A 15,783-nucleotide genomic window follows, 5' to 3' on the forward strand; every position below is an offset into this window, starting at 1 on the left:
ACCATGAGTATGCTGGTTTGGCTTTCTTTGGCCAGTTCGCATAGCAGCGACATCACCTGTTTTCCCGATTCATCATCGAGGTTGCCCGTGGGTTCGTCGGCCAGCAGTAAACTCGGGTTGTGGGCTAAGGCTCTGGCGATAGCGACCCTTTGCTGTTGCCCGCCTGAAAGCGCTTCGACCTGCCGATTGAGCAGCGAAGCCAGCCCCAATTTGTCGACGAGATAATCGCACCAAGGATTCCAACTGGCGCCGTTGAGATTGAGTGAAAAACCTATGTTGTTTCTCACATTGAGCGGAGTCAGCAGATTAAATTGTTGAAACACCACGCCCAAATGGTTGTGCCTGAACTCGCTCCAGTGTTTGTCTTGCCAATCTTGGGTGGATTGATTATTCAACACTATCTGGCCGCTGTCTGGCGTTTCAAAGCCTGCGATCAAATTTAGCAGTGTGCTTTTACCGCTGCCGCTGGGGCCCGTGAGTGCGATGGTTTCGCCGCGATGCAAGGTTAAATCGACGGCTTGCAGTACTGTATGGCGCTGCTCGCCGTCGCGAAAACTTTTACTCACTTGGATAAGTTTGGCTACTTCTGACATTTATCCTTCCACTCTGGCAACATTTAGCCCGACTAAAGATAAAACATTTTATCTTCTGATAGATACTGCTATTTGGTCCTTAAGGTTCACTTTGTTTGGATTCAGACTTAGGTTTTATGCTGTTTAAATTATCATCAATTGTGGTTTTGGAACCCCATTCTGTGAGCAAATGGGCTTGAGCTATTTTTGTGTTTGTTGCATGCTGTGCGCCCTGTTAAATCGATAGCGGACTATCGATTTAACAATCCGTTCGGATGAAGGTAGCAGGAGAGTGGGGAATTAACCCCACACCGACGAGGCAACTTTGTTTGGGATCTTTCCCGAACCAAAGCACTCTTTCAGGTGCCGCAAGGCGTGGACTGTTACTGGACGAGCCTCTGGAGAGACTACCGATTGCGTTGAGTCGCGATAATAGGTGGCGCCGAAGGCGAAAGTAGGTGCGTCGATGGATGCATTCTGCGAAACGCTCAGGCAAAAGGACAGAGGAGAGGATGACTGCACGGTCCCTGTCGTTTGTCTTTTGGACTCTTTCCTTGCCTTTATTGGCTGGGTGATAGTCTTTCTTTAGGCTGGCAGCGGTGTGTCACAGCCATTTCTTTTCCTCCTCCTTTATTAATTAAGTTGTTTAATAATTGAGGAATATCATGAGTTTTCAAGCTTTACTCAGCAGCCTGAACGGTATCGTTTGGGGACCCGTTACCCTGTGTTTACTCGTAGGTACGGGCATCTATCTCACCTTGCGTTTGCGGCTTATCCAAGTATTTCGTCTGCCAATGGCCCTCGGTTTATTGTTTAAACCCGCCAAAGGGCATGGGGATCTTTCTTCCTTCGCCGCCCTGTGCACGGCACTCTCCGCCACCATTGGTACGGGCAATATTGTCGGGGTGGCAACCGCGATTAAGATGGGCGGCCCAGGGGCATTATTTTGGATGTGGCTGGCGGCCTTCTTCGGCATGGCGACCAAGTATGCCGAATGTATGTTGGCGGTAAAATATCGCACCACCGATGCGCGCGGGCAAATTGCAGGCGGCCCCATGTACTACATCGAGCGGGGGCTGGGCCTACATTGGATGGCGAAGTTGTTTGCCCTGTTTGGCGTGGGGGTGGCGTTCTTCGGGATTGGTACTTTTGCCCAAGTGAATGCGATTAGCGATGCCCTGACCATTGCCTTTGAGGTGCCCACTTGGGCGACGGCACTGGTGCTCACCCTGTTAGTCGCGGCGGTAACCTTAGGTGGGGTGAAGCGGATTTCCAACGTGGCGCAAAAGTTAGTACCAGCGATGTCGATTGGTTATGTACTGGCTTGTGTATGGATTTTAGTGAGTTTTGCCGAATCGATTTTACCCGCATTGCAGTTAGTGGTGGAGTCGGCCTTTACGCCTGTTTCGGCGGCGGGCGGATTCTTAGGCGCGACCGTGGCGCAGGCGATTCAAATGGGGATTGCCCGCGGGGTGTTTTCGAACGAGTCTGGCCTCGGTAGCGCCCCAATTGCCGCCGCGGCGGCGAAAACCAATGAGCCGGTCGAGCAGGGTTTAGTCAGTATGACGGGCACCTTTTTCGATACCATTATCATCTGTACTATCACGGGACTGGTACTGATTATTACGGGTGTCTGGAGCGGCGATACCGCCGGCGCAGCCATGACCAGCGCGGCCTTTAGCTTAGGCGGTTCGGCGGCTATCGGTCAGTATTTAGTGACCATCGCCTTAGTCTGTTTTGCATTCACCACCATTTTAGGTTGGCACTACTATGGCGAGCGCTGCTGGTATTACTTAGTGGGCGAACGTGGGCTGCGTGCCTATCAAATGCTGTTTTTAGGCCTGATTGCGGTCGGCGCCTTTATCAAGCTGGATGTGATCTGGTTATTGGCCGATACGGTAAATGGTTTAATGGCGATCCCTAACTTGATTGCCATTATTGGATTAAGGCACGTCATTATTGCCGAAACCCAAAGCTATTTTGTTCGGACACTCTCAAACCGTACATTAGACCCAATTTATTAATGTTGTGAAAACAATATATTAGTTCACATTATTTTAACTTTAAGATTGTCGCCACAAGGTTCTTCGTTTACTTTATAAGGGGTTCTTCGTTTACTTTATAAGGGTTACCCAAAAATGGGTGGATTAAAAACGGGGGCTTTGAGGCGACGCCATGGATAAAAGTAAACTTCGTACCTTCCGCAGCAAAATTCTATCCCATATTGCGCTGCCTTTAATTCTTATCATGACGGCCGTTTACGGCATTAATGCTTGGTTTAATTATCTTTCTGCCGAGCGAAAGCTATACGATTCCTTAGCCCAGGAGTCGAATCATTCCGCCTATCGCCTACAGTTGCTAATCGAACATGCGCAGGCCAATACGCAAGGTGTTGCCGATTTTATTGGGTTTATCTCCAATAAGGAGGGCATTAATGATAGTGAGAAAATCAAACGGGTACTCACTAATCGCATCGAACGCAATCCCGATTTTTATGGCTCAGCCGTTGCGTTTAAACCTTATACCTTCCCCGATAAAAAACTCTTTTCCCCCTATGTTTACCGCGATGGCAACAACTTCCATTATCTAGATATTGGCGCCGAGGGTTATGACTATACCGATGGCTCCTGGGATTGGTGGTCAAAGGCCATTAATCAACCCGGAGGCTATTGGTCTAAGGCTTATTTTGATGAGGGCGCGGGAAACACTTTGATGGTGACTTATTCGGTGCCTTTTGGCCCTGAAAATGATTACTTTGGGGTGGCGACCGTCGATTTGGCGCTCGATAAATTGCCTGAACAACTTGGTGTGCAGCCAAGCCAATTAGTGGTACTCGATGATCAAGGGCGGCTGATCTTCCACAGCGATAAAGAGAAAGTGCTCGCCGTGACCTCCGCCGAATGGCTCGATAGAAATACCCGTCGAAACAGTGACTTTTGGACATTATTAGATAAGGGGTTAAACGGACAGGCGCGCTTTATCGATGATAAGAGCACTGTGTATCTCGCCAGTGTTGCCTCAGTCGCTAAGCTCAAATGGCGCGTCATTGTCATGGTGCCCGAACATCAGCTGTTTGCAACGCTGCTGGATGATGTGGCGTCCGTGGTGCTTAACCTTAGTTTATTAACTCTATTGTTATTACTCACTTGCTACATCGCCGCTAAACGTTTGACTCGGCCGCTTGAGGCGCTGGAGTCGGGCATTTTGGCCTTCGGTCAGGGTAAAGCCCAGCAATTAGCGATCCCCAAAGGTGCGGTGAGTGAGATAGTCACCTTAAGCAGCACCTTTAACCAGATGGCGGAACTCCTCGGCGAGCGTGAACAGGCGATTTTAGACTCCCGCGGTAACCGTTTCGCGCGGCTGATCGATGGCATGAGTGATAAGTCCTTCTATTGCTCGCTCGACCCTTCAGGGCAGCTGGCGCAGGTGAGTGAGGGCGTCACTAAGGTCTTGGGCATGTCACCTGAGCTACTCAAACGTAAGTATCAAAGACTGTTTACCGCCAATCCATTAAATGAAAAAAACTGGGAATACACGGATTTAGCCCTGAAGGGGGAGAACGTTCCTTCCCATCAAGTCGAGCTGCTCGACGCGAGTGGCCACCCACGTATGCTCGACCTCTTTATGCTGCCCTTGGTTTCGGATACGGGCGAGCTGATGTCGGTGGAGATGTTATTCACCGATGTGACCGAACAGTTCTCCGCTGCCACTTGGTCTAATGCCGTACTCGAAGCGGCGCCAGAGGCGATGCTGATCGTCGAGCAGATGGGCTCAATTGTATTCACTAATACCCGCTGCCAAATTCTCTTTGGTTACGATGCCAACAGCATGTTAGGGCTACAGGTGGAGTCACTCTTGCCTGAAGCCATGCGCAGCAACCATGCCCGCGACCGCCTGCAATTTTTGCGTGAAGGCCGCGATCGCCCCATGGCCAATGCGCGCCATGTGCGGGCGCTTAAAGCCGATGGCGGGGAGTTTGTCGCCGAAATCGCCTTGAGTATTTTACCTGCCGATCATGAAGGTCGCAGACAAGTGGCGGCATCGATTCGGGATATGACCCAGAAATTAGCCGTAGAGCAAAAAATCCGTGACAGTGAACTAAGGTTCCGCGGCCTAGTGACCAATATTCCTGGCGCCGTCTATCGTACGCGCATCGGCGATGTCTGGGTGATGGAATATGTCAGTGACAACATTGCCGATATTACGGGGTTTGCGGCGAGCCAGTTTATTGAAAACCGTCAACGCACCTTTGCCTCGCTGATCTTGGAAGAAGATCGTGAGCTATGCCATCAACATATCGATAGGGCGCTGGCGCAGCAGGAAACCTTTGAGGTGGAATACCGTATTCGCCACCGTGACGGCAGCATTCGCTGGGTGCATGAAAAGGGCAAGGCGAGTTATACCGAAGAAGGATTCCCACTGTGGTTTGACGGCAGTATTGACGATATCACCGAGAGCAAACTGGCCATGGTTGAGCTTGAGGCGTCGCGCCTGCAACTCACCAATATTACCGAATCTATCCCTTGTACTGTGTATCAGTTGCGCTGGGTTTCTCCTGCGGATCATACCTTTACTTTCCTCTCCGGCGCGGCATTCCATATGCTGGGCTTACACCGCGAAGATTTACTGAAAGACTTTAATATCATTGCCGAGCGGATTTTTGATGAGGAACGCCCCGAGGTGGTGCGTGCCTTAGCGGGTAAGAGTGAGGACAAGTTGCAATGGGTGCGTGAGTTCCGTTATCGCCATCCTAACGGCAGTATTCGCTGGATGGAGGCGGGAGCGAGCGGTCACTACAACGATGATGGCGCCATTATTTGGAATGGCTACGTGATGGATATTACCGAGCGTAAAGCCATTGAAGAAGAGTTGGCAGTTAGCGAGGCGCACTTTAAGGCGCTATTTGATGGCTCGACCATTGGCATTGTGAACGTCGATGCCAAAGGCGTGATCCTCGACTGTAACGACCAATATTGCGAAGACATGGGCCAGACCCGTGAGTCACTCTGCGGTGTGCCAATTTTCGATGTCTTGAGCCTGCAGGATAAAGAAACCGCTAAGGCTCAGTTTAGAGAATTGGCCGAAGGTAAAGTCGACCACTATCGCGGTGAACGTAGCTTTATTCGCCCCAATGGTGAGCCACTGTGGATGACGGTCAATGTGTCGGCACTGTTTGATAGCCAGAAGCAGTTCGAATCGGCCGTGGTCAGTATGGTCGATATGACAGAGCTGAAACTCTTATCTGACGAACTGTTAGTGGCGAAAGAGGAGGCGGATGCGGCGAGTAAGGCTAAGGGCGATTTCCTCGCGAATATGTCCCATGAAATCCGCACGCCGATGAATGCCATTATCGGTATGTCGCAACTTTGTTTGCAGACAGCGCTGGATAAGAAGCAGAAGAACTATGTGGAGAAAATTGAGCGCGCCTCAAAATCCTTACTCTCCATCATTAACGACATCCTCGACTTCTCTAAAATTGAAGCCGGCAAGTTAGATATCGAATCTGTGCCCTTCCAGCTCGATACTATGCTCGAAGATCTCAGCGATATGTTCTCCGAGAAGGCGGCCCATAAACAGCTTGAACTGCTGTTTGCGGTGGCGCCCAATGTGCCTAGGCACTTATTTGGTGACTCGCTGCGTTTAGGGCAAGTGCTGATCAACTTGATGAACAACGCGATTAAGTTTACCGAGCGCGGTGAAGTCTTGTTATCGCTCAACTTGGTTGAGCAGCAAAATGACGATGTGGTGCTGCGCTTTAGTGTGCGCGACAGCGGTATTGGTTTAACCGCAGATCAGCAGGCCAAACTGTTTAAATCCTTCAGTCAGGCCGATACCTCTACAACACGCAAGTACGGCGGTACGGGCTTAGGGTTGGCGATTTGTAAACAGCTCGTCGAACTGATGGGCGGCACCATTGGGGTTGAAAGTCAGTTCGGCCACGGCAGTACCTTCTATTTTACCGTTAAGTTGCAGATTTCCAGCGGTCAAAAGCTAACGGTCGCCCAAGAGCTTGAAGGCATGCCGATTCTGGTTGCCGATGACAATGCCACCGCCCGCGACATTATGCGCACCACCTTAGAAAGCATGGGCTTTAGGGTGGATACTGTGCGCTCCGGCGAAGAGGCTGTGACCCGCTGTATTCAGCAGGAATATGCCGTTGCCTTAATCGACTGGAAGATGCCGAACCTCGATGGCATAGAAACGGCTAAACAAATCAAGCAACAGGCGAAGAAGGCACCGCGGATCTTGATGGTGTCGGCCCATGCAAACCAAGACTTCTTAAGCCAAATTGAAGAACTTGGCTTGGCCGGATATATCAGTAAACCCATTAGTGCATCTAGGTTGCTCGACGGCATTATAAATTCCCTCGGTCGGGCGGGAGTTCTCCCCGTGAGACGCCAGAGCGAGAGCATCGATCCTAAACTGTTATTGCCGCTTAAGGGTAAGCGCATCCTCTTGGTTGAAGACAATGAGATGAACCTTGAGGTGGCCACCGAGTTTTTAGAGCAGGTGGGGATTATCTTATCCATTGCCACTAACGGCCAGATAGCGCTCGATAAGCTGGAGCAGCAGAGCTTCGATCTGGTGTTGATGGACTGCCAAATGCCAGTGATGGACGGTTATCAGGCCACGCAGGCTCTTAGAAAGCGGCCCGAACTCACCGAGCTGCCCGTGGTCGCGATGACAGCAAATGCGATGGCTGGCGATAAGGAAATGTGTTTAAGAGCGGGGATGAACGACCATATCGCTAAGCCGATTGAGGTCAACCTACTGTATCAAACCCTGTTGAAATACTTAGGTGGCAGCGCGTCGCTGGTCGATAACACAGAACCGAGTCAACTGGTTGATATTCCAGTTAAACCGATCAACTTAGATTCTGAATCTGTGGTGAAATGGCCCGAGCATCCTGAGCTGGATATCGATAGGGGCTTACAATTAGTTCAAAACTCTACCCGTTTGTATCAAAGGAGCTTCGATCGTTTCGTTACCAGTCAGCGTAATGTGGTGGATCTCATCAATAAAGCGCTCGCCAATGACAAACGTGACGATGCCGTGCGGATGGCGCATACCTTGAAGGGGCTCGCGGGTAACTTAAGCTCTAGCAAGCTGGTGGAATTAGCCCGCCAACTAGAGTTGCACTTAAGTGAGAAGAGCGAATACCAAACTGAGTTAGACCAAATCCAAGCGCTAGTGGCGTCGATTTGTGATGCCATTGAGCGGGTCAAGCCGCAGTTTGAGGAGTCGACTACATCGACGAGCGAACAACTCTCGCCAGAGGCGCTAGTCACCGCCTTAAAACAGCTGCGACAAAGCCTAGAGGATGCTGACTCAGATGCGGTGGCGCAAATCGATGCGTTAAAACCTCAGGTGAGTAGCAAGTTATGGCTGCAGCTCAGCCCAGCCCTGACTATGATTAATCAGTATCAGTTTGATGAAGCAGTGGATTTGATTGATGAAGTGCTTGCGGAATTAACCTAAAAACCGGTCAAGAGAGTGCGGTATTGGCCATTGATAAGCCACAGGATAAGGTGAAAGTGTTGATGGATAAGGCAACAATATTGGTCGTCGATGATACACCGGAAAATATCGATATTTTAGTGGGCATACTCGGTGAGGATTATAAGGTCAAGGTGGCGATTGATGGACCAAGAGCGCTCGCCCTTGTCGCCAAAACCCTGCCGGATTTGATTTTACTCGACGTAATGATGCCTGGCATGAACGGCTATGAAGTCTGTAAGCTGCTTAAGCAGGAGCCTTTAACTTGCCATATTCCGGTGATTTTTGTGACCGCCTTGTCTGAGGTGGCCGACGAGACTCAAGGGTTTGAACTCGGCGCCGTCGATTACATCACTAAGCCTGTGAGTGCTCCCGTGGTAAAAGCACGGGTGCGAACCCATCTGGCGCTATACGATCAAAAACGCCTGCTAGAACAACAAGTCAAAGAACGCACCCAAGAGCTAGAAGAAACTCGCTTCGAAATTATCCGCCGCTTAGGTCGCGCCGCCGAATACAAAGACAACGAAACGGGCCTGCACGTTGTGCGTATGAGCCACTATGCACGGATGCTGGCCGTTAAACTGGGCTTGCCTAGCACCTTCTGCGAGCTGTTGTATAACGCGGCGCCCATGCATGACATAGGGAAAATCGGCACGCCCGATGCGGTGCTGAAAAAGCCCGGTAAGCTTGATGCCGATGAGTGGGAAATCATGCAACAACATGCTGCCATTGGTGCAGAGATCATTGGCGAACATGGCGATCCACTGCTGCAAATGGCGCGGCGCATCGCCTTGACCCACCATGAGAAATGGGACGGTTCTGGTTATCCTAATGGTTTGTCAGGGGAAAATATTCCGATTGAAGGCCGGATTGTGGCGATTGCGGATGTCTTCGACGCCCTGACTTCGCGCCGTCCTTATAAGGAGCCTTGGACAATCGAAGCCACGGTCGAGTTACTCGAAAGCCAAGCGGGCAAACACTTTGACCCTAAGCTGGTGGAGGAATTTAAGCAAATTCTGCCCGAGGTGGTGGCGATTCGAGATACTTATATCGAGCATTAAAAGCAAAAGGCGCCTAGGGCGCCTTTTTCAATACGACTCGTTTAGAAGCTAGGCTTCTTCGAGCGAGTAGGGTAATGCTTTAATGTGTAAGCTGGATTGCTCATCGTCGGCAAAGCGCAGCTTGGCATCGTTCGCGGTATCGTTTGCCAGCACAGCGGTGAGCAGTACTTGATTACCACGCTGTACGAACTCAATAATTTGCCCGCCCTTGCGATAGCCATCTTCCAATTCGATCTCGAGAGCACTTTCCAAATTGATGTCTGAGGAAGTCGTGCCGTGGAGAATATAGAGCGCGCGCTTGTTACCGCCACGGTATTTCATCCGAGCCACAGTTTCTTGGCCCATGTAGCAGCCTTTGTTAAAACTGATGCCGTTGATAGCCTGTAGGTTACACATCTGCGGCACATATTGATTAGCATGGCTTGGCGCTAGGTTAGGGTAGCCTGCTGTAATTTCTAAGGCTTGCCAAGCGCTGGCATCAAACACTGTGTGCTCGCCCACTAAGGTAGTTGCCGCCTCTGGCTGCAGAACCAGAATAAAACGATCCGCATCCTTTAAAATGGCGCCATGTTCGACCAGCGTCAGTTCTTCAGTGATTTCCCCAAAGTGTTGGGTCACAAATTGTGTTGCTTGTTCGCCTGCTACGCCGAGTAAAGTCCACTCTGCCGTCGCATTGGTCAGGGTTGCCTTGCTAAACACCGCATATTTTTGCAGTTGCGGCAGATCGACCTCGATAGTCTCCCTTGGCAGCAGCATCAACAGCGCCTCTTGGATAGCAAAGGTGCGGAAGCTGGCGATCATCTTACCCTTAGGATCGCAATGTGCGCCCCAGCGCCATTGGTTGGCTTCGAGTGAGCTAATGTCCGTAGTCACTTGGCCATGGATAAAACTGCGCCCCTGTTCACCGACTACTTTGATGAGGCCGAGGTGGGATAGGTTGGCGAGCACAAGTGGATGCATGGAGGCGTCCAGATCCCAAGTGGGTGTCGAAACTGCAATAGTCATAGCGGAGATCCTGAAAATGAAGACGATGCAAGAGGCTAGATTGTAGCGGAATTAAGCGGCGCTCAAAAGCATAAGGCGCACATATCTTGAATGAAATGTGCGCCTTATAAATTCACTCAAGCTGAGTGCTTAAAGCATTAGAACAATACGCGGGTGCGCAGTGTGCCTTCAATGGCCTTAAGTTCAACCAGTGCCTCTTCGGCTTGGTGAGTATCGACTTCCATCACCACATAACCGATTTCTGCAGTGGTTTGCAGGTACTGAGCGGCAATGTTGATGCCTTTTTCAGAGAAGGCTTTGTTGATTTTGATTAGCACGCCAGGACGGTTTTGGTGAATGTGCAGTAAGCGCGAAATGCCTTTGTGCATTGGCAGCGACACTTCAGGGAAGTTAACCGCAGATACGGTCGAACCGTTGTCAGAGTATTTAGCTAACTTACCGGCAACTTCGATACCGATGTTTTCTTGGGCTTCGGCAGTACTGCCACCCACGTGCGGAGTCAGCAGTACGTTATCTAAACCACGTAATGGGCTGATAAATTCATCATCATTCGATTGTGGCTCGACGGGGAATACGTCGATGGCCGCGCCCGCAAGGTGACGCTCTTTAAGGGCAACCGTTAGGGCATCGATATCGACCACAGTGCCGCGTGAGGCGTTGATAAAGATGCTGCCTTTACGCATGGCGGCAAATTCGGCGGTGCTGATCATATCTTTGGTTTGCGCCGTCTCAGGGACGTGCAAACTGATCACATCGGACTGTGCCAGTAATTGTTCCATCGAATGGATTTGCTGGGCATTGCCTAATGGCAGTTTGTCTTCGATATCGAAAAACACCACGCGCATGCCTAAGGTTTCAGCTAGGATCCCGAGCTGTGTACCGATATGACCATAACCTATCACACCTAAGGTTTTGCCACGGACTTCGTAACTGCCGGCGGCCGTCTTCATCCAGCCACCACGGTGGGCGATAGCATTACGTTCAGGAATGCCGCGCATCAGCATGATGATTTCGCCTAATACCAGTTCAGCCACGCTGCGGGTATTAGAGAATGGTGCGTTAAATACTGGGATACCGAGTAATTCGGCGGTCGCCAGATCCACTTGGTTAGTACCGATACAGAAACAACCAATCGCAATCAGTTTTTCGGCACGCTTCAATACCTCAGCCGTTAATTGGGTACGGGAACGAATACCAACAAAGTGAGCATCTTTGATGGACTCGAGCAGGGCTTCATCACCTAAGGAGGCTTTGTGATACTCGATATTGGTGTATCCAGCACGTTCAAATACATCGACCGCAGATTGGTGGACGCCTTCCAACAACAGGATCTTGATCTTATCCTTGTCCAGCGAATGTTTCGCCATGATATGGGTACCCTCTAATTAATTGAAATAGTTCTGTGTGATATGCTGACAACCTTGGCCTTCCAAAGTAGCACTTTTTTTGCTCACTGTGGAGGGCTAGATGGCTAAAGTTAATATTCTAGAATTAGAACAATATCGCATAAGAGGAAGGAACATTGAATAACAAAATCATTTGGTGCGGTATTTACCTCTCAGTTTTAATATGGTCGGCGATAAAACCCGCAGATCCATTCACTTGGTGGCTCGAAGCCCTGCCAGCATTAGTGGCCGTGCCCTTGCTCTTTTTTACCCGCAAGCGTTTTCCGCTGACGCCCTTAGTGTATTTTTTGGTGCTAGTGCATTGCTGTGTGTTGTTTGTTGGCGCGCACTATACCTATGCCGAAGTGCCACTGTTCGACACGATTGCCCAGTGGATGGGGACCGAGCGTAACAACTACGACAAGGTCGGGCATTTTGCCCAAGGTTTTATTCCGGCCATGTTAGCCCGTGAGATTATGTTACGTAATCAAGCCGTTAAACCTGGAGCCTGGTGTGCCTTTCTCGTCACTTGCTTTGTGTTGGCCTTCAGCGCCTTCTACGAACTGATTGAATGGTGGGTGGCCGCCGCGACGGGCGAAGGTGCTGAGGCCTTCTTAGGCACTCAAGGTTATGTGTGGGATACCCAATCGGATATGTTTTTGGCCTTGATTGGGGCCATTGTCGCACTAATCAGTTTGTCCCGTGTGCAGGATAAGCAAATCGCAAAACTTATCGGTCAGGCTTAGGCTCAAACACTTACCAAAAATCCCCTCTAAGGCTTCCTTAGAGGGGATTTTTATTCCTCAAATTGTCATCTTTTTCTGTTAATTTTTTGTTTAAACTTTCGATTGAGAGCTTTATAGACTAAGGTGTAACCTGATTGTTCCGTCGTTAAGCCTCAGGATTAATCACTGTTTAGTGATAAAGCCTTGGTCTGTTAGTCGAACTTACTATAAAAAAAGAGTGATTATTTAGTACATTCGGGTGATGGCATTCATGCGGTAACTAGTCAAAATGGGCTATGTTAATTAATTGTATTTTTGTGCATTTGCACGCTTAAGTTCAATATTAGACTAATAAAGACGAAATACTTTTCAGGGAGAAGAGTAAATTGAGTACTATCAATGAGTTAGTTTTTCTGCATCAAGTGGCAGCGCCTTGCCATTTGGCGATACTGGCAGAATCTATCGGGTTAAAAACACGGATTGTTAAACAGGCTTCTGAGTTAAATTTAGATAAAGGACAGCGCAGTTTCTGTTTAATCGCCCAAAAGGGCGCGGCCTTAGACAATAAAGGGATCCCACTCTTAGCGTCACGTCTTGTGCCACATGTTCCCGTCGCTTTGTATCAAGTCGAGCGTAATTCCTTAGACCAAGAGTCAGCCATGCTGCTGGGGATCCGCGGTCTGTTATTTGCAGATCAGCGGATGGATTTGATGCTAACGGGGCTGCGTAAGATGGTGGCCGACGAGCTTTGGTACGATAGAACCTTGCTCAGTAAGATGTTTCGCCGTGTGGTGCAAAAGTTGGATGGGCAAAATGAGATGCCCGCCGATACCGTCGCCATGTTGCAAGCGCTTACCTCCAGAGAGAGGACCATTATTCAGTTCGTCTCAAGTGGGGCGCGCAATAAGGAGATTGCCCATAGACTCTGCATCAGTGAGCATACGGTGAAGGCGCATATTTCCTCTATTTTCCGTAAGACCCAGTCTCGCAATCGCGTTGAACTATTACGTTGGGCGCAAACTTATCAAACCCATTTTGAGTTTTGCAGTTAAGCCTTAAGCTTACTAAGGTGAGGTGAGGTGAGGTGAGGTGAGGTGAGGTGTGAGTGAGCGGGGATGGTGATTTACATCGGCAAGATTCGACAAGCGCTAACTCACTTTTGCACTTTATACGCAAATAAAAACGGGAACATGATTCATGTTCCCGTTTTTATTGAGCCGTCTACAGCAGACGGCTATCGATAAAGATCAGTACTGAACAACAGTTGCAACGTTCATATCACCGCTTTGATTAACGCTGATGCTGTTGCTATTGCCAGCTTGTGAACCGACAACTAAGTTGTCATTGCCTGTTTGGGTAATCATTAGGCTGTTGTTGTCACCACGCACGCCAAATGAGCTTGAAGCGAATGAAGTGCCGCTATCGCCACCTACCCAGTTACCGTTACCCGCTTGAGTGATTTGAGCTGAGTTTTCATCACCTTCGATGATTAAATCGATAAGGTTCAAATCACCACGGTGTTGCAGTGCAGTCACATCGGCGTTGTTGTTACCCGTTACACTGATGATAGTCTCGTTTTGATCACCATCTTGCTCAACATCTACTTCGTTGTCGTTACCCACGGCATCCACATAAGCGAAGTTTGTATCACCTTCTTGGCTGATTTCGATGCTGTTGTCTTCACCTGTTGCGAAGGCAACCAGTTCGTTGTTATCACCCTTAGAAGATAAGTCGAAATCGTTGTCAGTACCGTAAGCACCAAAGGTTGCGAAGTTAGCATCACCACGTTGTTTTAAGTCAACGTCGTTGCTATCGCCCCATACTTGGAACTCTGCACCGTTGCTGTCGCCACGTTGTTTGATAGTGATATCGTTGTCGTTACCTTGGATGTCGGCAACTAAAGTATCGCCTACAGTGTTACGGTTGCCGTCTTGAGCGATATCGATGCTGTTGTCATCACCCGTGGTCATTGACAGGTAAGCTGTGTTGCTGCTGCCTTCTTGTTTCATGGTGATGTCGTTCTCGCTACCCGCTAAGGCGTAAACGAAGCCAGTATGGCTTTCACCCTTTTGATAGATATCGACGCTGTTGTCGTTACCCGCGATGCCTTTAGCCGCACCAAAGTTGTTGTTACCAATCTGTTCAACCGATACATCGTTGTTATTGCCCACGTTAGCGGTCAGGTCGAGTGCGATTAAACCCGCTTGGTTGTTGCTACCGTATTGCTTGATGTCGCCATCGTTGTTATCGCCTTGAACGCGGAATACTGCGAGGTTAGCATCACCTTCTTGTTCTACGAAGGCGCTGTTTTCGTTGCCAGTGATTTCAACGTAGCTTTCGTTCACTTCACCTAATTGGTTCACAGAAACCAGGTTGTCGTTACCAGTGATGTCGTTGCTGCTTTGGTTGAAGAAACCATCCTGCGCTACTTCAGCTTCGTTGTTATTGCCAGTGACGTTAACTGATGCAACATGCCAATCCGTTTGTTGAGTCACAGTGACATGGTTGGCATCACCCGTTGAGTTAACTTGCGCTTCATGCCACACACCGTCTTGTAATACGGTGGCAACTTGGTCGTTACCCGTTTGAGTAACTGCTGCAGCGTTAATTAACCCAGTTTGCGCCACTAAGGTGTCTTGACCTTGGCCAGTTTGTTCAACGCTGATGTCGTTAATGAGACTGGCTGCAAATGCCTGGCCACTTAAGCCAGTCGCAATAGCTAGCGCAATGAGTGATTTTTTCGCTTGTGATTTCATGTGACTCTCCCTGTTTAATACTGAGTTATTGAGATTGCAGCACCATCTGCAATCTGCTGGATCGAAAAATTGCCGCTTCCTAGTTGGTTCAATTGCACCAAATTGTCATTGCCAATCTGGGTGATTGAAGCCGTGTTTTGAGTGCCGACTTGCAGTAGTTGGACTTCATTGTTGGAACCAATCTGTGTCACAAGCGAAACGTTGTCGTTACCTGCTTGCGTCGCATAGGCGCTGTTATCGCTGCCCGACTGGATCACTATCGCTTGGTTTGCCGTACCTTGCTGCACTAGGTCGATAAGGTTATCGCGCCCAGAACGCTCAATGAGCGCCTGCAGGGTAATGGGCAGTTCACTGACATCTGCCGCTTGGCTGGGTGTCAGACAACTACATAACAAGATGAGCAGTACCAAAAAGCGTGTTAATAGACTTGGCACAAGTGACTCCTTGTATGTATAGGTGTTTTGGCGGGCTGAAAAACACACCGACCAATTCAGGCATCAAGGTACGAGTCATAGGGCCGAGAGACAATTGGCCGAAAGGGTATTTATTTGTTGGGGAACAATAGCCTGCTAGGTTGGATTAACTTTTGTTAATCCTATGATAAATCAGTCTATTGTCTATTTATGAACCGTACGTCTTCCCTTTTAACCTACCAAGTCGGTCTAGTAGTTAAGTTGTATTTCATTGTGGGCGGCTTTTTTAAGTTGAAACATTATGGCAACAATTTACCGGCAAACATGCTGGATGTTCGTCGCTATTATCCAATCAATTTTGAGCGGAGG

9 protein-coding genes, 1 pseudogene and 1 riboswitch are annotated in these 15,783 nt (G+C 49.3%); of the genes and pseudogenes, 5 read left to right on the forward strand and 5 right to left on the reverse strand.

What is annotated here, in order from left to right:
* Nucleotides 1–71: 71 nt before the first annotated feature.
* Nucleotides 72–593, reverse strand: a pseudogene (locus CF168_RS03700) (ABC transporter ATP-binding protein); the annotation flags it as partial.
* A gap of 367 nt (nucleotides 594–960) precedes the next feature.
* Nucleotides 961–1,086: riboswitch (glycine riboswitch) on the forward strand.
* 151 nt (nucleotides 1,087–1,237) lie between these two features.
* Here CF168_RS03700 and CF168_RS03705 point away from each other — a divergent pair.
* The 3 genes from CF168_RS03705 (at nucleotide 1,238) to CF168_RS03715 (ending at nucleotide 9,130) form a co-directional block, all read left to right on the forward strand.
* Nucleotides 1,238–2,596, forward strand: coding sequence for an alanine/glycine:cation symporter family protein (locus CF168_RS03705; protein WP_011718214.1), 1,359 nt, complete (start codon nucleotides 1,238–1,240; stop codon nucleotides 2,594–2,596).
* Nucleotides 2,597–2,747: 151 nt separating this feature from the next.
* Nucleotides 2,748–8,051: a PAS domain S-box protein gene (locus CF168_RS03710; RefSeq protein WP_011718213.1), complete on the forward strand. Its 5,304-nt coding sequence runs from the start codon at nucleotides 2,748–2,750 to the stop codon at nucleotides 8,049–8,051.
* A gap of 62 nt (nucleotides 8,052–8,113) precedes the next feature.
* The gene (locus CF168_RS03715) at nucleotides 8,114–9,130 is read left to right on the forward strand and encodes a response regulator (RefSeq protein ID WP_011718212.1); all 1,017 of its coding nucleotides are present in this window, start codon (nucleotides 8,114–8,116) and stop codon (nucleotides 9,128–9,130) included.
* Between the two features lie 48 nt (nucleotides 9,131–9,178).
* Here the strand turns inward: CF168_RS03715 and ygfZ are convergent, their stop codons facing one another.
* Together ygfZ and serA are read right to left on the reverse strand one after the other, a co-directional pair.
* On the reverse strand, nucleotides 9,179–10,135 hold the full coding sequence (gene ygfZ, locus CF168_RS03720) for a tRNA-modifying protein YgfZ (RefSeq protein ID WP_011718211.1): 957 nt from the start codon (nucleotides 10,133–10,135) through the stop codon (nucleotides 9,179–9,181).
* 137 nt (nucleotides 10,136–10,272) lie between these two features.
* Nucleotides 10,273–11,502 (reverse strand): phosphoglycerate dehydrogenase, encoded by a 1,230-nt coding sequence (gene serA / locus CF168_RS03725; RefSeq protein WP_011718210.1) that lies wholly within the window; start codon nucleotides 11,500–11,502, stop codon nucleotides 10,273–10,275.
* Between the two features lie 155 nt (nucleotides 11,503–11,657).
* On the opposite strand from serA, the gene CF168_RS03730 reads away from it, so the two are divergent.
* Complete coding sequence (locus CF168_RS03730) at nucleotides 11,658–12,266, forward strand: DUF2238 domain-containing protein (protein ID WP_011718209.1); 609 nt, start codon at nucleotides 11,658–11,660, stop codon at nucleotides 12,264–12,266.
* A gap of 365 nt (nucleotides 12,267–12,631) precedes the next feature.
* Nucleotides 12,632–13,297 carry a helix-turn-helix transcriptional regulator gene (locus CF168_RS03735; RefSeq protein WP_011718208.1) on the forward strand — a complete coding sequence of 222 codons (666 nt, stop codon included), beginning with the start codon at nucleotides 12,632–12,634 and terminating at the stop codon, nucleotides 13,295–13,297.
* 195 nt (nucleotides 13,298–13,492) lie between these two features.
* Here the strand turns inward: CF168_RS03735 and CF168_RS03740 are convergent, their stop codons facing one another.
* Both CF168_RS03740 and CF168_RS03745 read right to left on the reverse strand, forming a co-directional pair.
* The gene (locus CF168_RS03740) at nucleotides 13,493–15,001 is read right to left on the reverse strand and encodes a curlin (protein WP_089067020.1); all 1,509 of its coding nucleotides are present in this window, start codon (nucleotides 14,999–15,001) and stop codon (nucleotides 13,493–13,495) included.
* 14 nt (nucleotides 15,002–15,015) lie between these two features.
* Nucleotides 15,016–15,435, reverse strand: coding sequence for a curlin (locus CF168_RS03745; protein WP_011718206.1), 420 nt, complete (start codon nucleotides 15,433–15,435; stop codon nucleotides 15,016–15,018).
* Nucleotides 15,436–15,783: the final 348 nt, after the last annotated feature.

Origin of the sequence: Shewanella bicestrii (assembly GCF_002216875.1) — a bacterium.
GTDB classification, from domain to species: domain Bacteria; phylum Pseudomonadota; class Gammaproteobacteria; order Enterobacterales; family Shewanellaceae; genus Shewanella; species Shewanella seohaensis.